This window comes from Mesorhizobium sp. ES1-6 (assembly GCF_020164775.1).
In the GTDB taxonomy this organism is placed as follows: Bacteria; Pseudomonadota; Alphaproteobacteria; order Rhizobiales; family Rhizobiaceae; genus Mesorhizobium.
Window position 1 is genome coordinate 237,090 of record NZ_JAIUGU010000005.1, and the last position, 19,925, is coordinate 257,014.

Annotated in this window: 21 protein-coding genes; all 21 read left to right on the top strand. The window is 64.5% G+C overall.

Translation table 11 applies throughout. The features are described 5' to 3' along the window. Nucleotides 1-3 precede the first annotated feature (3 nt). The 21 genes from flgA to flgD all read left to right on the top strand — a co-directional run bounded on the left by flgA (nucleotide 4) and on the right by flgD (nucleotide 19,919). The gene (gene flgA / locus LB564_RS15680; RefSeq protein ID WP_224539022.1) at nucleotides 4-540 is read left to right on the top strand and encodes a flagellar basal body P-ring formation chaperone FlgA; all 537 of its coding nucleotides are present in this window, start codon (nucleotides 4-6) and stop codon (nucleotides 538-540) included. Then, nucleotides 537-1,778 (top strand): flagellar basal body P-ring protein FlgI, encoded by a 1,242-nt coding sequence (locus LB564_RS15685; protein ID WP_140704511.1) that lies wholly within the window; start codon nucleotides 537-539, stop codon nucleotides 1,776-1,778. Before flgA ends, LB564_RS15685 begins: the two co-directional genes overlap by 4 nt. A gap of 2 nt (nucleotides 1,779-1,780) precedes the next feature. Further along, nucleotides 1,781-2,362, top strand: coding sequence for a MotE family protein (locus tag LB564_RS15690; protein WP_140704509.1), 582 nt, complete (start codon nucleotides 1,781-1,783; stop codon nucleotides 2,360-2,362). Beyond that, a complete protein-coding gene (gene flgH, locus LB564_RS15695) occupies nucleotides 2,359-3,063 on the top strand; it encodes a flagellar basal body L-ring protein FlgH (protein WP_140704507.1) in 705 nt (234 codons plus the stop codon). The genes LB564_RS15690 and flgH overlap by 4 nt, the downstream gene beginning before the upstream one ends. A 36-nt stretch (nucleotides 3,064-3,099) precedes the next feature. Next, nucleotides 3,100-3,594, top strand: coding sequence for a flagellar basal body-associated FliL family protein (locus tag LB564_RS15700; RefSeq protein ID WP_140704505.1), 495 nt, complete (start codon nucleotides 3,100-3,102; stop codon nucleotides 3,592-3,594). Then, nucleotides 3,591-4,322: a flagellar type III secretion system pore protein FliP gene (gene fliP / locus LB564_RS15705; protein WP_023770451.1), complete on the top strand. Its 732-nt coding sequence runs from the start codon at nucleotides 3,591-3,593 to the stop codon at nucleotides 4,320-4,322. The genes LB564_RS15700 and fliP overlap by 4 nt, the downstream gene beginning before the upstream one ends. Nucleotides 4,323-4,565: 243 nt before the next feature. Beyond that, complete coding sequence (locus tag LB564_RS15710) at nucleotides 4,566-5,561, top strand: flagellin (RefSeq protein WP_140704503.1); 996 nt, start codon at nucleotides 4,566-4,568, stop codon at nucleotides 5,559-5,561. 274 nt (nucleotides 5,562-5,835) lie between these two features. Further along, a complete protein-coding gene (locus LB564_RS15715; protein WP_140704501.1) occupies nucleotides 5,836-6,909 on the top strand; it encodes a flagellin in 1,074 nt (357 codons plus the stop codon). A gap of 130 nt (nucleotides 6,910-7,039) precedes the next feature. Continuing rightward, nucleotides 7,040-8,689 carry a flagellar basal-body MS-ring/collar protein FliF gene (gene fliF, locus LB564_RS15720; protein WP_140704499.1) on the top strand — a complete coding sequence of 550 codons (1,650 nt, stop codon included), beginning with the start codon at nucleotides 7,040-7,042 and terminating at the stop codon, nucleotides 8,687-8,689. 3 nt (nucleotides 8,690-8,692) lie between these two features. Further along, nucleotides 8,693-9,310: a hypothetical protein gene (locus LB564_RS15725; protein WP_224539024.1), complete on the top strand. Its 618-nt coding sequence runs from the start codon at nucleotides 8,693-8,695 to the stop codon at nucleotides 9,308-9,310. Beyond that, complete coding sequence (locus tag LB564_RS15730) at nucleotides 9,307-10,686, top strand: MotB family protein (protein ID WP_224539027.1); 1,380 nt, start codon at nucleotides 9,307-9,309, stop codon at nucleotides 10,684-10,686. Before LB564_RS15725 ends, LB564_RS15730 begins: the two co-directional genes overlap by 4 nt. After that, a complete protein-coding gene (locus LB564_RS15735) occupies nucleotides 10,683-12,053 on the top strand; it encodes a chemotaxis protein MotC (RefSeq protein ID WP_224539028.1) in 1,371 nt (456 codons plus the stop codon). The genes LB564_RS15730 and LB564_RS15735 overlap by 4 nt, the downstream gene beginning before the upstream one ends. Beyond that, a complete protein-coding gene (locus LB564_RS15740; RefSeq protein WP_224539031.1) occupies nucleotides 12,050-13,414 on the top strand; it encodes a flagellar hook-length control protein FliK in 1,365 nt (454 codons plus the stop codon). The genes LB564_RS15735 and LB564_RS15740 overlap by 4 nt, the downstream gene beginning before the upstream one ends. Continuing rightward, nucleotides 13,344-13,931 (top strand): transglycosylase SLT domain-containing protein, encoded by a 588-nt coding sequence (locus LB564_RS15745; RefSeq protein ID WP_224539229.1) that lies wholly within the window; start codon nucleotides 13,344-13,346, stop codon nucleotides 13,929-13,931. The genes LB564_RS15740 and LB564_RS15745 overlap by 71 nt, the downstream gene beginning before the upstream one ends. A gap of 224 nt (nucleotides 13,932-14,155) precedes the next feature. Continuing rightward, nucleotides 14,156-14,824: a response regulator transcription factor gene (locus LB564_RS15750; protein ID WP_140704489.1), complete on the top strand. Its 669-nt coding sequence runs from the start codon at nucleotides 14,156-14,158 to the stop codon at nucleotides 14,822-14,824. 79 nt (nucleotides 14,825-14,903) lie between these two features. Continuing rightward, nucleotides 14,904-16,163 (top strand): flagellar hook protein FlgE, encoded by a 1,260-nt coding sequence (locus LB564_RS15755; RefSeq protein ID WP_224539033.1) that lies wholly within the window; start codon nucleotides 14,904-14,906, stop codon nucleotides 16,161-16,163. A gap of 27 nt (nucleotides 16,164-16,190) precedes the next feature. Further along, nucleotides 16,191-17,645, top strand: a complete 1,455-nt coding sequence (gene flgK, locus LB564_RS15760; RefSeq protein WP_224539036.1) for a flagellar hook-associated protein FlgK — start codon at nucleotides 16,191-16,193, stop codon at nucleotides 17,643-17,645. 3 nt (nucleotides 17,646-17,648) lie between these two features. Continuing rightward, nucleotides 17,649-18,692, top strand: coding sequence for a flagellar hook-associated family protein (locus LB564_RS15765; protein WP_224539037.1), 1,044 nt, complete (start codon nucleotides 17,649-17,651; stop codon nucleotides 18,690-18,692). A 32-nt stretch (nucleotides 18,693-18,724) separates the two neighbouring features. Then, nucleotides 18,725-19,072, top strand: coding sequence for a flagellar biosynthesis regulator FlaF (gene flaF, locus LB564_RS15770; protein ID WP_140704481.1), 348 nt, complete (start codon nucleotides 18,725-18,727; stop codon nucleotides 19,070-19,072). Beyond that, entirely contained in the window at nucleotides 19,069-19,512 is a 444-nt protein-coding gene (gene flbT / locus LB564_RS15775) for a flagellar biosynthesis repressor FlbT (RefSeq protein WP_224539039.1), read from the top strand. Before flaF ends, flbT begins: the two co-directional genes overlap by 4 nt. Further along, on the top strand, nucleotides 19,512-19,919 hold the full coding sequence (flgD, locus tag LB564_RS15780; RefSeq protein ID WP_224539042.1) for a flagellar hook assembly protein FlgD: 408 nt from the start codon (nucleotides 19,512-19,514) through the stop codon (nucleotides 19,917-19,919). The genes flbT and flgD overlap by 1 nt, the downstream gene beginning before the upstream one ends. Nucleotides 19,920-19,925 lie beyond the last annotated feature (6 nt).

Genomic DNA, 19,925 nt, shown 5'->3' on the forward strand with positions numbered 1-19,925 from the left:
ATGATGGCCATGCCGATATCCTGCTCCGCATTCCGCCGCGCCGCGCTGGTCCTTGCGCTGGTGGGCGGCGGCATGCCGGCTTTCGCCCAGGATTCGGCAAGCCAATCGGCAGGGCAGTCTGCCACCCAGATCGCCAGCAGCCAGCCTGCCGGCGAGGTCGTGCTGATCCCCAACCGCGTTATCTATCCCGGCGAGACCATCGAACTCGCCGCCCTGAAACAGGTCACCCTCATCGCCGGCAAACACAAACCCGATGCGGTGGCGACCCGTTCCGAGGAACTCCAGGGCAAGATCGCCAAGCGCACGCTGCTGCCCGGTCGCTACATCCCGTCCGCCGCCATCCGCGAGGCCTGGCTTGTCGAGCAGGGTGCCGCCGTCCAGGTCTTCTTCGCGGCCGGCGGGCTGACGATCACGGCCACGGCCGTGACCTTGCAGCCGGGTTCGGCCGGCGACTTCATCAAGGTTCGCAACAGCGACAGCGGCAAGATCCTCTCCGGCACGGTGATGGCCGACGGCACCGTCCAGGTCGGCGCTTCATGATGCGGCCGTTTGCCCTTCTGCTCGCGGCGGCGCTTGGCCTGCAGCCGGCGCTGGCCGACGGCCTGACGCCAAAGGCCAAGCGCGAACTCGCCGCCAGGAATGGCGGTGTCTACAACGATCCGGAATATGATCCGGCCACCACCACGCGCATGTTCCGCGTTTCGCCCGGGCCGAGCCAACTGCCGCCGGGCCAGGTCGCCTCGCGCATCAAGGACATCGCGCAACTCCAGAGTTCGCGCGACAACCAGCTCGTCGGCTACGGCCTCGTCATCGGGCTCGCCGGATCCGGCGACAGCCTGCGCAACTCGCCGTTCACCGAACAGTCGATCCGCGCCATGCTCGAAAATCTCGGCATCGCCACCGAAGGCGGCAGCGCGCGCGCCAAGAACGTCGCCGCCGTCATCGTCACCGCCAACATGCCGCCCTATGTGCAGTCGGGCGCCCGCATCGACATCGACGTCTCCTCCATGGGCGACGCCACCTCGCTTGCCGGCGGCACGCTGATCATGACGCCCCTGAAGGCGGCGGACGGCGAGATCTACGCCGTCGGCCAGGGCGCGGTCATCGTTTCCGGTTTCACCGCGCAGGGCCAGGCCGAGCAGCTGACGCAAGGCGTGCCGACCGCCGGACGGGTGCCGAACGGCGCCATCGTCGAGCGGCAGGTGAAGGCCGAGTTCGACGACCAGTCGACTCTGACGCTGCAATTGCGCAATCCCGATTTTTCGACCGCCATCCGCATCGCCGACGCGATCAATGATTATACCGCCCAGCGCTTCGGCATGCGCGTGGCGGCCGAGCGCGATTCCCGCACGGTGCAGATCAGGCGGCCGAAGAGCGTCTCGGCGGCCCGCTTCTATGCCGAGATCGAGAATCTGGTGGTCGAATCCGACACGCCGGCCCGCGTCGTCATCGATGAGCGCACCGGCACCATCGTCATCGGCAACGACGTCAAGATCTCGCGTGTCGCCATCAGCCACGGCACGCTCACGGTGCGCATCACGGAAGCGCCGCGCGTCGTGCAGCCCGAACCCTTCTCCAAGGGCGAAACCGCCGTCGAACCGTTCACCGCCATCGATGCCAGCCGGCCCAACGCCCGCGTCGCCGTGCTCGACGGACCCGACCTACAAACCCTCGTTTCCGGCCTCAATCGTCTCGGCGTCAAGCCGGACGGCATCATTGCCATCCTGCAAGGGATCAAGTCGGCCGGCGCCCTGCAAGCCGACCTGGTTCTCCAATAGCCATGCCGATGATCTCCTCCCCCCCGTCCCGTGCAAGACACCGCTCCGGTGCCATCCTGTTTGCGGTCGCGCTGATGGCCTTGGCCGCTCTCGGCAGCGCGCGCGCGGACGACACCGTCCGCCAGGTTCTGCCCGGAGCGCAGCCCGCTGTGGCGCCGCTGCAATTGACGCGGGAGAAAGCGCCGGACCAGAGCGAGATCGAGCGCTTCTGCTCCAACATCGCCGACGCCGCGCGCGACCGCCGCTATGCCTTGCAGGCGGAAGAGCTGAAACAGCTCCAGGCCGGCATCGACGAGCGCATGAAGGCCCTCGATGCAAAGAAGGCCGAATATGAAAGCTGGCTGAAGCGGCGCGAGGTGTTTCTGGCGCGGGCGGAGGACAGCGTCGTCAAGATCTATGCCGGCATGAAGCCTGACGCGGCGGCCGAACGCCTGGCGATCGTCAACGCCGACCTGGCCGCTGCCATCCTGATGAAGCTCGATTCACGCAAGGCCGGCGTCATCCTCAACGAAATGGACCAGAAGGCGGCGGCGACGCTCACCGGCATCATGGCCAGCGCAGCCCGAAGGGTAGATCCGTCATGATCCGCAGAATGCTCATCCTGTGCGCGGCGGCAGCCTTGTCCGGCTGCGGCACCAACTTCAAGGAGATCGGCAGGGAACCGGCGCTGTCGCCGGTCGGGTCCGGCATCGGCAGCGACGGGGTAGCGCCCTACAGCTATCCCCAGCCGCCCGCCACCCCGGTCAAGAAGTTCTCGCTATGGGACGACCGCCAGAGCCGGCTGTTCACCGATCCGAGGGCCCTGCGCGAAGGCGACATCCTGACCGTCAGGATCAAGCTCAACGACAAGGCCAACTTCAAGAACCAGAACGACCGGAGCCGCACCGCCGCGCGCAAGCTGGGCTATGACGTCACGCTCGGATGGGAAGGCAACAGCACGAGCGGCAAAGGCGACGCCGGCTTGAGCTCCAGCACCGAAACCAACGCCGACGGCGAAATCAAGCGCTCCGAAAACCTGGAGCTCAATGTCGCGGCCGTGGTCACCGAGGTCCTGCCCAACGGCAATTTGATGATCAGGGGTTCACAGGAAGTGCGCGTCAACTACGAGCTCAGGGTGCTCACCATCGCCGGTATGGTGCGCCCGTCCGATATCGGCGCGGAGAACACCATCTCTTATGAACGCATCGCCGAGGCACGCATCTCCTATGGCGGCCGTGGCCGCGTCAGCGAGGTCCAGCAGCCGGCATATGGCCAGCAGGTCCTCGATCAGGTTCTTCCGTTCTAGTTTTTGGCCTTCTGGGGGATTGGAGAGCGCAGCACCGTGGCCAATGTCGAACAGGTTCAGCCTCGCAAGGGTCCTTCCCTTGCCGTCCAGGGTGCCATGCTGGCCATGGTTACCGTGGCCGCCATCGGCATGGGCTGGATGTCGGGCGGTTACCTCAAGGGCGTCGGCGCACCATCATCGGTGCCCGTTGCGCCTGAAAATGAGGGCAAGGTCCCCCAGCCTGAAGCCGAAAAACAGCCTGGCACCGGGCCGACGCTCGTCGCACTGGCGCCGATCACCACCAACATCGCCTCGCCCGCGGACACCTGGATCAGGATGGAAGTGTCCGTGGTCTATGACGTTCCACAGCCGCCGGCGATGGCGGAGGATATCCAGCAGGATCTTCTGGCCTTCGTGCGCACCCTCAAGATGCACCAGATCGAAGGCGCCAGCGGCTTCCAGCACCTGAAGGCCGATCTCGACGAACGCGCCTCGATCCGCAGTCAGGGGCACGTCAAACAGGTTCTCGTTAGGACATTGCTGCTCGAATGAGAAAATTCCTCCTTGCCGCGGCACTGATCGGTGCCGCCACCTCCGTCGCGGCGGCCCAGCAACTGGACCTTGGCGGCATCGGCAAGGCCGATGGCGCCACCGTCGGTTACATCATCCAGATGTTCGGCCTGCTTACCGTCTTGTCGGTGGCGCCGGGGCTGCTGATCATGGTGACCAGCTTCACCCGCTTCGTCATCGCCTTCTCGATCCTGCGTGCCGGCATCGGCCTGCAATCGACGCCGGCGAACCTCATCCTCATTTCGCTGTCGCTGTTCATGACCTTCTATGTCATGGCGCCGACCTTCGATCAGGCGTGGAACACCGGCGTCAAGCCGTTGATGGACAACCAGATCAGCCAGACCGAGGCCTTCGAGAAGATTTCCGATCCGTTCCGCACCTTCATGCTGCACAATGTGCGCGACAAGGATTTCGACCTCTTCGCCGACCTCGCGCGCGAACGCGGCCAGACCGTTGCCAAGGAGACGGTCGACCTGCGCATCCTGGTCCCGGCCTTCATGATCTCCGAAATCCGCCGCGGCTTCGAGATCGGCTTCCTGATCGTGCTGCCATTCCTGGTCATCGACCTGATCGTGGCGACCATCACCATGGCGATGGGCATGATGATGCTGCCGCCCACGGTCGTGTCGTTGCCGTTCAAGATCCTGTTCTTCGTCCTGATCGACGGCTGGAACCTGCTCGTCGGCAGCCTGGTGCGCTCTTTCACCTGATCCTCCGCGCCCGGCATGGTAAGCCGCCTGCCCGAGGAACCGGACGGCGCGTCGCGTCATCGAATTTTCTCCGAATTATTTTCGATTAACCGTCCGGTTTAGTCCTTTGGTAGGGACTCGCCGCCATAGTCGCTCGCAGATGGCGGGTGACCCAAACGCAACGGTCATTGGCATGATGCCGCTCCGTCATACCGGACACACCGGTATGCAAAAAACACCCTGTAAAACAAGGTACGAGTAGCCATGGCCAGTATCATGACCAACGCTTCGGCGTTGACCGCTCTGCAGAGCTTGAACGCCACCCAGAAGAACCTCGACACCACCCAGGCCCGCATCTCGACGGGTTACCGCGTCTCCCAGGCTTCGGACAACGCCGCCTACTGGTCGATCGCCACCACGATGCGTTCCGACAACTCGGCCATGTCCACCGTTTCGGACGCGCTCGGCCTCGGCGCCTCGAAGGTCGACACCGCCTACACCGGCATGGACAGCGCGATCACGACCATCAACCAGATCCAGCAGAAGCTGACCGCATCCTACGGCCAGACGGACGCCTCCAAGGAAAAGACCCAGGTCGAAATCGCCGCTCTTCAGAACCAGTTGAAGGCCTATGCCGACGGCGCCACCTTCTCCGGCACCAACATGCTGTCGGTCAACAGCGGCGCGACCGCCACGACCGCGGCCGACGTCAAGATCGTTTCGGCCTTCAACCGCAGCGCCACCGGCGCGGTTTCGATCTCTACGATCGACGTCAACGTGGAAAGCATCAAGCTGTATGAAGCCGGCACCGCTACGGGCGTGTCGAAGGGTATCCTCGACGCCGACCGCCTCGGCACCGACGGCAGCGTCGCGGCCGCGGCCTCGAACCCGACCCTGGGCGCCGCTGCGGCGGCTACCGACACCTATTCGGTCGCCAGCCTGAAGATCTTCTCGGGCACCACGGCTGCGAGCGATACCCAGATCCAGGCGATGATGAACGTCGTCGACGCCGCGCTGAAGGGCATGACCAACGCCGCGACCAAGCTCGGCGCCGCCAAGAGCTCGATCGACCTGCAGAAGACCTTCACCTCGAGCCTGATGGACTCCATCGATCGCGGTGTCGGCCAGCTCGTCGACGCCGACATGAACAAGGAATCGACCCGCCTCCAGGCCCTGCAGGTTCAGCAGCAGCTCGGCGTCCAGGCACTGTCGATCGCCAACGGCTCGTCGCAGTCGATCCTGTCGCTCTTCCGCGGCTGATCCCTTTCGACCGACCAAAACAGGCAAACGGGCCGCGCCAAAAGCGCGGCCCGTTTTGCGTTTGCTCCAGCCCCGCGCAACCCTCGTTTCTTAACCCTCGAAAGCTGGCTTTTAACAAGCCGTTAACCATAACGCGCTAGTCATGGTTAACCAATGACTTACAACGGTTTGCCGAATCGGCCATCGGGGCGGCGGCAATCCACGGGCGGGTCGAGCGGCTCGCGAGGGCAACGCCGGTTTTGAGAAAGACCGGCCTGAAAAAGGAGCGAGTTTCTTGGCGAGCATCATGACGAACGCGGCTGCGTTGACCGCACTTCAAAGCCTTAACGCCACCAACAAATCGCTCGAGCAGACGCAGTCCCGAATCTCGACGGGCTACAGGGTCTCCGAGGCCTCCGACAACGCCGCCTACTGGTCGATCGCCACGACGATGCGCTCCGACAACCAGGCGCTCTCGACGGTGCAGGACGCGCTTGGCCTCGGCGCCTCGAAGGTCGACACCGCCTACACCGGCATGAACAATGCGCTGGATACGATTGGCAAGATCAAGACCAAGCTGCTTTCGACCATTGGCCAGACTGCTGCCAACAAGGCGAAGACGCAGACCGAGATCACGGCCCTTCAGGCGCAGATGAAGTCATTTGCCGATGCCGCGACCTTTTCGGGTTCGAATTACCTCTCTGTGACATCAACCCAGGTCAGCGCTGCCAACGATGGCGTCCAGGCCGACGCCAAGATCGTCTCATCGTTCAATCGCTCCTCGTCTGGCGCCATCTCGCTCGGCACGATCGACATCGATGTCGAGAGCACCAAGCTGTTCGATTCCGGTCTCTCCACCGCCGTCAAGAACCAGGGCACGCTCGACCGTCAGACCTCGGTCTACTCCACGGCCGCCGCCCAGAGCCTGTACGACAACGCCTATTCGACAGCACTCGCCGGCGGCGCCACGGACATCGCCGCCAACACCGCCGGCCAGACCGCGGCCGCGGCGAGCACCGCCACCAAGATCGACAACGTCTCGGCCTTCAATCTCGACATCACGGCGGCCGGCGTGACCGACGACATCATTACCCAGATGGTCGGCAAGATCGACAAGGTCATGAGCCAGCTGACCGACTCCGCCACAATCCTCGGTTCGGCCAAAAGCAGCATCGATCTGCAGAAGACCTTCACGCAGAGCCTGATGGACTCCATCGACCGCGGCGTCGGCCAGCTCGTCGATGCCGACATGAACAAGGAATCGACCCGCCTCCAGGCGCTGCAGGTTCAGCAGCAGCTCGGCATCCAGTCGCTGTCGATCGCCAACAGCTCCTCGCAGTCGATCCTGTCGCTGTTCAAGAACGGCTAGTCCGGCCTAGCTGACGGATAGTTCTACTTGCAATTCCGGGCCGCGCCGCAAGCGCGGCCCGATTTCATTTTCGCACAAGCTTCGAGGGCTAGTGTTCCGGCGGACAAGTCATGCTGGGAGTCGCTCAACCGTGCCGGAACAGATCCAGAGCATCATCTCGAATCTTCGCGGCTTTGGCGTCAGGCGCCTGGCCATGCTGGCGGGCATCGCTGTCCTGGTGATGGGCGTCATCGGCATTGCCTCGGTCTACCTCAACCGCCCGGCCTACGACACGCTCTATGTCGGGCTCGACCGCTCCGACGTGAACCAGATCGGCCTTGTGCTGGGCGAGGCCGGTATCGGCTTCGACGTCGGCGCCGACGGAACCTCCGTGCTGGTGCCGGCAGGCACCACGGCGCAGGCGCGCATGCTGCTTGCCGAAAAGGGCCTGCCGACCAGCGCCAATGCCGGCTACGAACTGTTCGACAATGTCGGCGCGATGGGTCTCACCTCCTTTATGCAGCAGATCACCCGGGTGCGCGCGCTCGAGGGCGAGATCGCCCGCACCATCCAGTCCATATCAGGCATCAAGGCGGCACGCGTCCACATCGTCATGTCCGAGCGCGCCAATTTCCGCCGCGACGAACAGCAGCCCTCCGCCTCGGTCGTCATCCGCTATGCCGGCATCGACGCGGAGAAGAGCGCAATGTCGATCCGCCACCTCGTCGCCGCCGCCGTCCCCGGCCTGTCGGCCGACAAGGTGACGGTGCTCGATTCCAACGGCAACCTTTTGGCCGCGGGCGATGATCCCTCCAACACCAGCGCCGCCCGCACGCTCGGCGTCGAGCAGACGGTGGAGGCGCAGATCGGCGACAACATCCGCCGCGCGCTGACGCCCTATCTCGGCCCGGACAATTTCCGCGCCAGCGTCAAGGCCGACGTCAACACCGATACCCGTCAGACCGAGGAGACGATCTTCGATCCGGAGTCGCGCGTCGAACGCTCGGTGCAGTCGGTGCGCGCCAACGAGAATAGCAACCAGAAACAGGCCTCCACCCCGGCCAGCGTCGAACAGAACCTGCCGGAGACCCAGGCGACCAGCACCGAAGGTCCGCAGACTTCCTCGGCGAACGACCGCAAGGAGGAGATCACCAATTACGAGATCAACTCCAAGAAGATCGCCACTGTCTCCAACGGCTATACCGTCACCAAGATGTCGATCGCCGTCGTCGTCAACCAGGACCGGCTGAAGACGATCCTGGGCAAGGATGCGACGCCCGAACAGATCGCCAAACGCGTCGCCGAAATCCAGAAAATGGTGAGCTCCGCCACGGGCTTCGACGACAAGCGCGGCGACGTCATCGACGTCTCGGCGGTGGAGTTCATCGACGGGCTGGACGGAGAGGCGATCCCGCAGGCCGGAATGCTGGATTCCATCGGCCAGCATGCCGGCACGCTGATCAATGCCGGCGCCTTCATCGTCGTGGTGTTCCTGGTCGCCTTCTTCGGCTTGCGGCCGATGGCGGCCGCGCTGACGGCCAAGGCGACGCCCGCCTTGGCAGGGCCCAATTTCGATGAAGTGCAGCGATCGTTGCCCACGCCGGAGGCAGCCGCCTCCGCCGATGCGGGCGCCGCCATCGGCGCCTTGCCCGGCACGCGAGCCGGCGCCACACCGCTCGACGATTTGCGGCAGAAGATCAGGCCGGCGCCGCAGGAACGGCTTGCCCGCATGGTCGACATCAACGAGGAACGCACCGCGCAGATCCTGCGCAAATGGGCGGCCCAGGAAGTCGCGGCGTAAACCATGCCCTCCGCAGCCCTCTTCGATCTCCTCCCGGATTTCGGCACACGCGCGCAACGTGCCAGCCAGCCGCAGCCCGCCGAGCAAAAGCCCGAGGCGGCGGCACCGCCTGCCGATATCGGCACGCTGATCGCCGAAGCGGTCGCCCAGGCGGAGGCAGCACTTGGCGAACGGCTTGCCGCGGCCCATGAAGCGGCGCTGGAAGCGGAACGCCAGGCAAACGCCGAGGAGGCGAAGGCTTTTCTCGACAGTTTTGGCGGCGATGTCGGCAAGGCGGTCTCGTCGTGCATCGACGCCATGGAGGCGCGCGTGACGGATCTTGTCGCCGCCACCGTCGCCCGCATCATCGGCGGCGTTGTCAGCGAGGATCTGCGCCAGCGCTCGCTTGAAGCGCTCGCCAGCGCGATCCGCGAAACCGTGGGAGATGGCGAGGCGGTGCGCATCGCCGTCCGCGGGCCGCTCTCTTTGTTCGAAACGCTGAAGGCCTCGCTTGGGTCCCGCGCCGCAAATCTCGACTTCATCGAGGCGCCCGGCTTCGACCTGACCGTCACCATCGATGAGGCCGTGTTCGAGACGCGTATGGCCGAATGGTCGGCAACCCTGTCCGAGGTCCTGTCATGAGCGCCGCCGAAGCCGATCATGGCAGGCACGAGATCATCATCGTGCGGCGCGGCCATGACGACCACGACGAGGGTCATCACGGCGGCGTCTGGAAGATCGCCTTCGCCGACTTCATGACCGCGATGATGTGCTTCTTCCTTGTCATGTGGCTGATCAATGCCGCCAACGAACAGACCAAGACGGCCGTCGCCAGCTACTTCAACCCCGTCAAGCTGGTCGACCGCGAGTCGAGCCGCAAGGGCCTCAAGGATCTCGGCAATGGACCGCGCACGGCCGGGCTGACGGCCGACGACGCGCAGGAAGCGACAACCAAGGCGGGACAGGACGGCATTGGCGCGGCCGGTTCATCCAACCGCAAACAGGACAAGCAGGAGCCGCAACAGTCGCTACAGTCCGACGAGCATCTGTTCGCCGACCCCTATGCGGTTCTCTCGGAGATCGCCACTGATACCGGCGTCATGCAGAATGTCAGCCAGAAGGGCGATGGCGGCGCGCAAAATTCCGGCCCGGCGACCGGCGCCTCCGGCGGCGCTTCCTACCGCGATCCCTTCGAACCGGACTTCTGGTCGCAGCAGGTCGCCGCGCCCGGCGCCGAGGCGAGCGCCCAGCGTCCCAGCATCGAGGGCGACCCGCTGAAGCCCGGCGACAAGCAGGCCGAGACTGAGGCCGCCAAGGTCAAGGCCGTGCCGCCGGCGCCGCCCGTCAAGGATGCACCGCTCGAGCCCTTGGCAGGAGAGGTCAAGGACGCCGCCACGACTATGGTCACGGCCGACAACGGCAAGGCTGGCGATCACAAGGCGGGCAACACCAAGGCCGCAGACGGCAAGGCCGCGGATGTGGCCAAGGCGAGCACGGACGCCGCGAAACAGGAGGCCGCGAAATCGGAGGCGACGGACAAGGCTCCGACCGCCGCCGCGCTGAAGGCGGCCGCCAACGTCAAGCAGCAGCTCGCCGATGCCTTCAAGCCCGGCGACAAGCTGCATGATGGTGTCTCGGTCGAAGCCACCGACAAGGGTGTCGTCATCTCCATCACCGATCAGCTCGACTTCGGCATGTTCGAGGTCGGCTCGGCGGTGCCGAGCCGCGAGCTGGTACTGGCGATGGAAAAGATCGGCCGGATCGTCAACAGCCAGAAAGGCACCATCAGCATCAACGGCCACACCGATGCGCGTCCCTTCCGCAGTGCCAGCTACGACAATTGGCGGCTGTCGACGGCGCGCGCACACTCCGCCTATTACATGCTCGTGCGTGGCGGCGTCGATGAACGCCGCATCACCGAGGTTGCCGGCTTCGCGGATCGCCAGCCCAAGGATGCCGCTGATCCGCTGTCGGCGGCCAACCGCCGCATCGAGATCCTGATGGCGACCGGCGGATGAAGCGGGCGGCGCTCACCAGCCGCCTGATGGGCCTGTTGCTGCTGGCCACGGCTTGTCCGTCGGCGGGCCTCGCCCAGGACACGCTGCAGCCTTATCAGCTGGTACGCTCGTTGCAGCTCGTCCAGGACCGTATCGCGGCCGGCGATCATGCCGCGATGCCGATGCAGGCCAAGCTGCTCGAGATGACCGATGCGCGGCTGCGCGCGGCGGACGCCGAGGATTTCAAGGATGCCAGGAATTTTCGCGCGCTCCTCGTCTACGGCATGAGCGGCGGCAATCCGGTGACCGTCGAGGCGGCCGTGTCGCGGGCCGCCTCCGACCCACGGAACCTTGCCATCGCCAAGGGTGTGATCGACTATCTGAACGGCCGGCCCGGCGAGGCGATCGAAGCCTTGAAGCCGATCGACCCGATGACTCTGCCCGGCGATCTCGGCGCATTCCTCGCTCTGGTCAAAGGGTCGCTGCTTGCCACGGACCAGCCGGCGGCCGCACTCACATTGCTCGATGAGGCCAAGCTGCTCAGCCCCGGCACGCTGGTCGAGGAAGCGGCGCTACGGCGCTCGGTCGGCATCGCCGTCACGCAAGGCGACGCGGCACGGTTCGCGCGGGCCTCCACCCAATATGTCGAGCGCTACCTCTATTCGCCTTACGCCAGCCAGTTCGCCGACTCCTTTGTCTCCGGCGTCATCGCGCTGCACATGTCGATCAGCCAGGACAAGCTGGCGGACATCACCTCGATGATGGATGCCGAGCGTGAGAAGGTGATCTATCTGCGCATCGCTCGCCGTGCCGCGATCGACGGCATGAGCGACTTGTCGGCCTTCGCCGCGGCTCGGGCCGAACAGGGCCGCGACGGCAACACCAATCAGGGCGATCCGCGCGCCCTGCTCTATTCCAGCCTGTCCACCGTGACCTCCGACACGATCGAGGACGTGCGCGCCAAACTGGGCAAGATCGACCGCGCCAAATTGTCGGACGGCGATCGCGCCTTGCTCGACGCGGCCCAGGCCATCGCCGGCGAAGTGGTGGCGCCACCCGCTTCGCTTCCGACCCCGAGTCCGGCGCTCGCCCCGGCCGTCCCATCGCCCGAATCCGAGACTGCCGCAGCGTCGACCACCGATGCCGCCGGCTTGCCGCCCGTCGAGGGTGCCGTTTCCGAACAGCCGGCGGCTGCGCCATCCCTGGACGCGGCAGCGGCAACGCCGAGCGCATCGGCACCCGCAACCGAGGCGGCAACCGTCCTGCCCGCATCGGCGCCGGCGGCTGCGGCAAGCACCGACACGGCCGACCCGACCGACGCCGCCATGACGAAAACCCGTCGACAGCTCGACCTGATCGACCAGATGCTTGGAGCCGCCCCAAAATGACCCCCAGCCTCGGCCCGGCCCAGCCAGGATTTACCGCCGCGCGCACGGCCGAGCAGCCGGCCGCGTCCGCAAAGATGGACGATTCCGGATTCGGCAAAATGGTGCATGGCAACGCAAGTCCGGCCCATTCGGAAAAGCAGCCACCGTCCGAGGCAAGCTCGCGCGATCCGCGTTGGAACAGGCTTGCCGCGGAACTTGCGGCAAAGGCGGGCGAGGACGAGCCGACGCCTACCGCCAAGACAAGGCCGACCGGATCGCAGACCGCGAAATACACGAAGGACGGCAAGGACGCCGCGACGGAAAAGGATGCCGATGCGTTGGCAACCGACACCGGCGCGACGCCGCTCGACGAGCATCTGCCCCTGCTGATGGCGTTTCATGACCTGCGCCATTTCTCGACATCGGCCAAATCGGCCGACCCGAGCGCGGTTGGAACAGGACAGGACGCCGCTATCGATGGACAGCTTCCGCCGGATCGGCAGAAATCCGCCGCCGGGCTTGGCGATCTCGAATCCATGTCCAAATCCGAACGCGTATCGCTCGTCGACGGGCCGTTGACCAAGCTCGACGGCAAGCTCGTCCGCGATGCCGCCAGCGCGCCAAGGCACGACAGCATGATCGCGGCCGGCCCGCTGCCCGAGACGGCGCCAACGGAGGTGCCGGGCGTGGAGACGAAACAGGCCGCGCCGCACTTGAAATCCATCGCCGACCTTCAGTCCTCATTGCGATCCGAGCCAGGAAAACAGTTGTCGGGGGCGACACGCGTCGACGTCGTTTCCGAGCGCAGCTTCCCCGCGCCGCCGCAGGCACCGATGAGCCAGGCGGCCCTCAACGTGATCGGCGCGATTTCAGCCGATGGCGGCCCGGGCCAGACGCTCTCGACGGCTTCCGCGAGCGCTCAACTGACGGGCTCTGTTGCCGTTCCGACACATGTGTTGAAGATCGAACTTCACCCGGCCGAACTGGGCATGGTCACGGCCCATCTGCGGCTCTCCGGAGAACAACTGTCGATTGAGTTGAAGCCTGAAACACACGATGCCTATCGCCGGCTTTCGAGCGACAGCGAGGCGATCGTCAAGTCGCTGCGCGGGCTGGGCTTCGAGGTTGATAAGGTGACCATCATGCAACCCTCGATAGCAGTTCTCTCTACAACCCGCCCGGAAACCGCAGCGTCCCTGAGCGCGGCGCCCGGCCGCGATCCGTCATCCTTCCAGCCCGGAAATCCCGGCGGCGGCAATGGTGGAGCCGGCGGCCAGCAGTCCGGTCAGCAATCCGCAAGGGGTAGCCATGATGAAGCGCAAGCACACGGCCGCGCCGCTTCGCCTTCTCGCGAGCGCGCTGGCGGCGATATATTTATCTAGCCTCGCCAACAACGCCGGCGCCGCCACCAATCCTTGCGAGCCCGAGATCTTGCGTGCCGCCGACCGTTATGGCGTGCCCGCCGGCATCCTCTACGCCGTCGGGTTGACGGAAACCGGCAACAAGGGCAGCCTCCAACCTAACGCCTTGAATATAGAGGGAAAAGCAGTCTTCCCGAGAAGCCGGACCGAAGCGCTTGCCGCCTTCGCCAACGCCCAGCGCGAGGGCAAGACGCTGATCGATCTCGGCTGCATGCAGATCAACCATCACTACCACGCCTCGCATTTCCGCAGCGTCGAGGACATGCTCGACCCACGCCAGAATGTCGACTATGCGGCGCGCTTCCTGGCCAGCCTCCATGCCCGCCACGAGACCTGGTCTATGGCCGTCGCCCGCTATCATGCCGGTCCCGACAACGATCCGGCGCAGAAGGTCTATGTCTGCAGGGTCATCGCCAACATGGTCGCCACCGGCTTTGGCAAATGGACGACGAACGCTCGTACCTTCTGCAACCCGTAAGCGCATTTTCTGCTTCTAATACATCAATCCCCTGGCTGCGAAGCTGCCGGCACGACTTGGTCAAGACTTGGAGCCGCAAGCATATCTGGCTGCACGCTAATGCAACCGACACGATTCCAGACTCCCAAGAAACTAGTTACAAGAAATGACGGTTGTTCAGGATTCCCGCCAGCGGTTACGCCTTTCCCCACGGGGCAGATGAGCTGATTCGGAAGGCGGGGCCGATGATCGTTATCGTTGATGAGCGAGAGCTCGTAACAGCGGGCTATAATTCACTTTTCGACCGCGAGGGGATCGCCTGCGCCGGTTTCGCTCCGGGCGAATTCGGCGAGTGGGTCAACTCGGCCGCCGATACCGATCTGCGGTCGGTGCGAGCCTTCCTGATCGGCGACTGTCGTGACGGCGCGATCTCGCCACGCCAGATCCGCGACCGTACCGGAGCTCCGGTCATTGCGCTCAGCGAGCAACATTCGCTGGAAAACACGCTGCGGTTGTTCGAGAGCGGCGTCGACGACGTCATTCGCAAGCCAGTGCACATCCGAGAAATCCTGGCCCGCATCACCGCCATCCGCCGCCGCGCCAGCGAGGACGTCGCCTATACCGAGATCGGCGCCATGCGCATCTTCATGGACGGCCGCGATCCCGAAATCGACGGCCAGCCGCTGCCCTTGCCGCGCCGCGAACGCCGTATCCTGGAGTATCTGGCGAGCAACCGCGGCCGCCGCGTCACCAAGACCCAGGTGTTCAACGCCATCTACGGGATCTTCGACGAGGAGGTCGAGGAGAACGTGGTGGAAAGCCACATCAGCAAACTGCGCAAGAAGCTGCGCGAGAAGCTGGGGACCGACCCGATCGATTCCAAGCGCTTCCTCGGCTACCGGCTCGTGTTCTGATGCGGTCCCGCGCCAGCCTCGCGCAAGACAGGACGCGTAGCCTCGAAGCCAGTGGCATGGATATTGCGGAGACATCTCGATGAGCCTCTACGGAATGATGCGGACCGGCGTTTCCGGCATGAACGCCCAGGCCAACCGCCTGTCGACAACCGCCGACAACATCGCGAACTCCGACACCACCGGCTACAAGCGGTCCTCGGCCGAGTTCTCAACCCTGATCATGCCGTCGACCGGCGGTGCCTATAACTCCGGCGGCGTCACCACGACGATCCGCCAGGCGGTCAGCGATCCGGGCGTGCTGCAATACACGACCTCGGTTTCCGACCTTGCCGTCAGCGGCGACGGCTTCTTTGTCGTCCAGGATCCGAGCGGCACGCCTTTCCTGACCCGCGCCGGCGCCTTCGTTCCCGACGCGCAAGGCAGGCTGGTCAATGCCGCGGGCTTCCAGTTGATGGCCTACAGCTACGCAAACGGCACGCCGGCAGCGACGGTGAACGGCTTCGAAGGTCTGGAGCCGGTTGTCATCTCCGACCAGGGATTGACCGCAACCCCGAGCACCGCGGGTACTTTCAGCGGCAATCTGCCAGCGGGTGCGACACCGGTCGTCGCCGCCAACCTGCCCAGCGCCAACGCCGCCACCGCTCAGTACACGCAGAAAACGTCGATGGTCGCCTATGACAACCTCGGCAACAAGAAGCTGCTCGACGTCTATTTCACCAATACCGGTGCCGGCACCTGGGAGGTAGCAGTCTTCGATCAGTCGAAGGCAACGCCTGGAACTGGTTTCCCCTATGCCGCCGGCGGCGCGCTCGGCTCGGCCAACCTGACCTTCGACACCACCACCGGCAAGCTCAGCGGCACCCCCACCGGCGTCACATTCACCGTGCCGGGCGGCGCCAGCCTCGATCTCGACCTGTCGAAGCTGACCCAGCTCGGGACCGGATTCACCGTTTCCGACGCCCAGGTCAACGGCAATGCGCCGAGCACCATCGACAAGATCCAGATCAGCAAGGATGGCACGATCTACGCCCAGTACAAGGACGGCACCTCCAAGCCCCTCTACAAGATTCCGCTGGCCGACGTGCAGAGCCCCGACCAGCTCAAGGCGCTGCCCGGCAACGTATACGCGCAAGGCACCGATTCCGGTGCGATCCGTGTCGGCTTTGCCAATGAAGGCAAGGCCGGTTCGATCATCTCGGGAGCGCTCGAAAATTCCAACGTCGATATCGCCGAGGAATTGACCGACATGATCGCGGCACAGCGCAGCTACACCGCCAATTCGAAAGTCTTCCAGACCGGTTCCGACCTGATGGACGTCCTTGTCAACCTGAAGAGATAAACCGGGCTTCGCCCGTGAAAGACCAGCATGTCGCTTTCCTCCGCATTGAGTATCGCCCAATCGGCGCTTCTGGCCACCTCGCGGCAGACAAGCGTTGTCACGCGCAACGTCTCGGACGCCGCCAATCCGGACTATGCGCGCCGCATCGCCGTCGTCTCCAGTACGACGCCGGGCGCCCGGGTGGTCGATATCCAGCGCGTGACCAACGACCTGCTGTTTCGCCAGAACCTCGGCGCGTTGTCGGCCTATAGCGGCCAGAACGCGCTCTTCAGCGGCATGGATCAGCTGGACGTCGCGGTCAATGGCGTCGACAATGCGTCTTCGCCCTCGACCGCCATCGCCAATCTGCAGCAGCAGCTGCAGCTCTACGCCACCTCGCCGTCCAACCAGAATCTCGGCTCTACCGTCATCGACGCCGCCAGGCAGGTCGTGCGCTCCCTGAACGAAGGCTCCCAGGCCATTCAGGCTTTCCGCACCCAGACCGACGGTCAGATCGACACCGCGGTCAAGGACCTGAACTCACTGCTCGGCCGGTTCCAGGATGCCAACCAGGCCGTCATGTCCGGAACCCGTTCAGGCACGGATGTTTCCGACGCGCTCGATCAACGCGACGCGCTGCTGAAGAAGATCGCCGACTATGTTCCGATCTCGACTTTCACGCGCGGCGACAATGACATGGTCATCACCACGGGTGACGGCACCACATTGTTCGAGACCATCCCGCGCACGGTGAGCTTCACGCCGTCGGCCGGCTATGCCGCCGGAGCGGCCGGCAACACCGTCTACATCGACAACGTGCCCGTCTCGGCGGGTGCCGGCGGCAACACCAGCGCCAGCGGCAAGCTTGCCGGCCTGCTGCAACTGCGCGACGGCGTCGCCTCGACCATGCAGGGCCAACTCGACGAGACCGCGCGCGGCCTGATCACGGCCTTTGCCGAGACCGCGCCTTCGCTGCCCAACGCCGCCGGCCTGTTCACATGGTCCGGCGCGCCGGCCGTTCCGGCCGCGGGCACGCTGGTCAACGGCCTTGCCGGTTCGATCAGCATCAACGCGGCGATGGACCCCAGCGTTGGCGGCAATCCGACATTGCTGCGCGACGGCGGCGCCAACGGTGTTGCCTATGTCGCCAACACCGGTGGCGGGGCATCCTATTCCAGCCTTCTGGTTGCCTATGGCGACCGACTCGACCAGCCAATGACGTTCGATTCCGCCGCCGGGATTTCGGCGACGTCCAGCGTTTCCGACTATGCCGCCAATTCCATCGGCTGGCTCCAGGCCATGCGCCAGCAGGCGTCGACCGCGTCGGATGCCAAGGAAGCGCTGGCGCAGCGCAGTGCCGAGGCGCTGTCCAATGCCACCGGCGTCAATGTCGATCAGGAAATGTCGCTGATGCTCGATCTCGAACACACATACCAGGCATCGGCCCGGATGATGAAGACCGTTGACGATATGATGACGGCCCTGTTGAACGCGGTGGGATAATCCATGACCTCAGTTTCCTCGGCCGCCCTTACCAACGCCATGCGCTACCAGCAGATGCGCATGCAGGCAGACCTCGTCAAAGCCACCAAGGAATCCTCGACCGGCAAGGTCGCCGATGTCGGCCTGGCACTGGGCGGCCGCACGGCCCAGTCGGTCACCTTCTCGCGTGATCTCGACCGGCTGAACGTGGTCATCGATTCCAACGGGCTGGTCGCCGCCCGGCTTTCATCGACCCAGACCTCGCTCGGCCAGCTCTCCAATGTCGCGCAGACTTTCCTGTCCAGCCTCACAACCGCATCGTCTGGTGACAACTCCGACAGCCTGACCCAATCGACCGGCCAGACCGCGATCCAGCAGCTTGCCTCGATCCTCAACACGAGCGTCAACGGCGAATATCTGTTCGCCGGCACCAACACCGACGTCAAGCCGATCAACGATTTCACGGCGGCCGGCTCCCCGGCCAAGGCCGCCTTCGACGCTTCCTTCGTCGCCAAATTCGGCTTCACGCCAGCCGACCCGGCCGCGGCCAACATCACCGCCGCCCAGATGGACGACTTCATCACCAACGATGTCACGCCGCAGTTCCTCGGCGCGGGCTGGCAGGCCAACATGTCGAACGCGACCGACCAGCAGATTGTCAGCCGCATCGCGCTCAACGAAACCACCGCGACCTCGACCAGCGCCAACAGCGATGGTATCAAGAAACTCGCGATGGCGGCGGCAATGGTTTCGAGCCTGATGTCCACCAACATAAGCCAGGCGGCGAAAGACACGATCGTCAGCCGTTCACAATTGCTGGTCGGCGAGGCGCTGAGCGGCATCGGCCAGGTCCAATCCGAAACCGGCATCGTCCAGAAGCGCGTCTCCGACGCCAACGACCGCATGAAGACGCAGGTCGACCTGTTCGAGCGCCACATCCTCGATCTCGAGGCCGTGGATCCGGCGGAAGCCGCGACCCGCGTCGCCGATCTGACGCAGCATATCGAGACGTCCTTCGCTCTGACGGCGCGCCTGCAGCAGCTCAGCCTGTTGAATTACCTGACCTGAAAGCACTCTGAACCGGAACGGTAGAGCCAACGATGTACCAATTCTCCTACGCCGACGTCCAAAGCACCTCCGTCACGGACGCCAAGGACCGTGAGCGCGAGCTCCTGACGCGCTCGATCGACATGCTGTCGGCCGCCGCGGCGGCCGGGCAGGATTCGATGGAGGCCGTGGAAGCACTGCATTTCACCAACCGCGTCTGGACGGTCTTCGTCGAGGATCTTGGCTCCAGCGACAATGCGCTGCCCAAGGAATTGCGTGCCAACCTGATTTCCATCGGCCTGTGGCTGCTGCGCGAGGCCGAGGACATCCGCCAGGGCCGCACCGACAATTTCGAGGGGCTGATCGAAGTATCCCAGATCATCCGCGACGGCATTCAATGACTAACACGCTGAAGATATCGCTGAAGCCCAACGAAAAGATCTACATCAACGGCGCGGTCATTCGCGTCGATCGCAAGGTCACCATCGAGCTGATGAACGACGTGCAATTCCTGCTCGAGAACCATGTCATCCAGGCCGACGAAGCGTCGACGCCGTTGCGGCAACTCTATTTCATCGTCCAGGTCATGCTGATGAACCCTGCCGGCGCCGATGAAGCGCGCGAGATGTTCCGCCGCTCGCTACCGCTGCTGATTGCAAGTTTCGAGGACGCCGAGATCGGCGGCGCGCTGAAACAGATCGACCGCATGGTGGGCGAGGATCACATCTACGAGGCCCTGAAGGCGATCCGCGCGCTTTACCCTCTCGAGCGCCGCGCGCTTGGCGGCAATGACGAAGTTCCGGGCGCCGCGCGCCCGCTGGCCGTGGGAGCACGATACTGATGACCGTGGACATGACGACGACGATACCGGCTGGCACCAACCAGACCACCACGCAGACCGCCAAGACCGCTGTCGACTACAATTCGTTCCTGAAACTTCTGATCGCCGAGATGAAGAACCAGGATCCGACCAAGCCGATGGATTCGACGCAGTACGTCGCCCAGCTCGCCACCTTCTCGCAGGTCGAGCAGTCGGTGCAGACCAACACCAAGCTCGACCAGATCATGCAGTCTTCGGCATTGTCGCAGGCCGACGCTCTCATAGGCCGCAACATCACCTCGGCCGACGGCAAAACCACCGGCACGGTGGCGTCGGTCACGCTTGGCAGCAACGGATTGATCGCAGTGCTGCAGGATGGCACCACGGTCCCCGTCGGCGCGGGCGTATCGATCAAGCCGGCGAGCTAGGCCAAC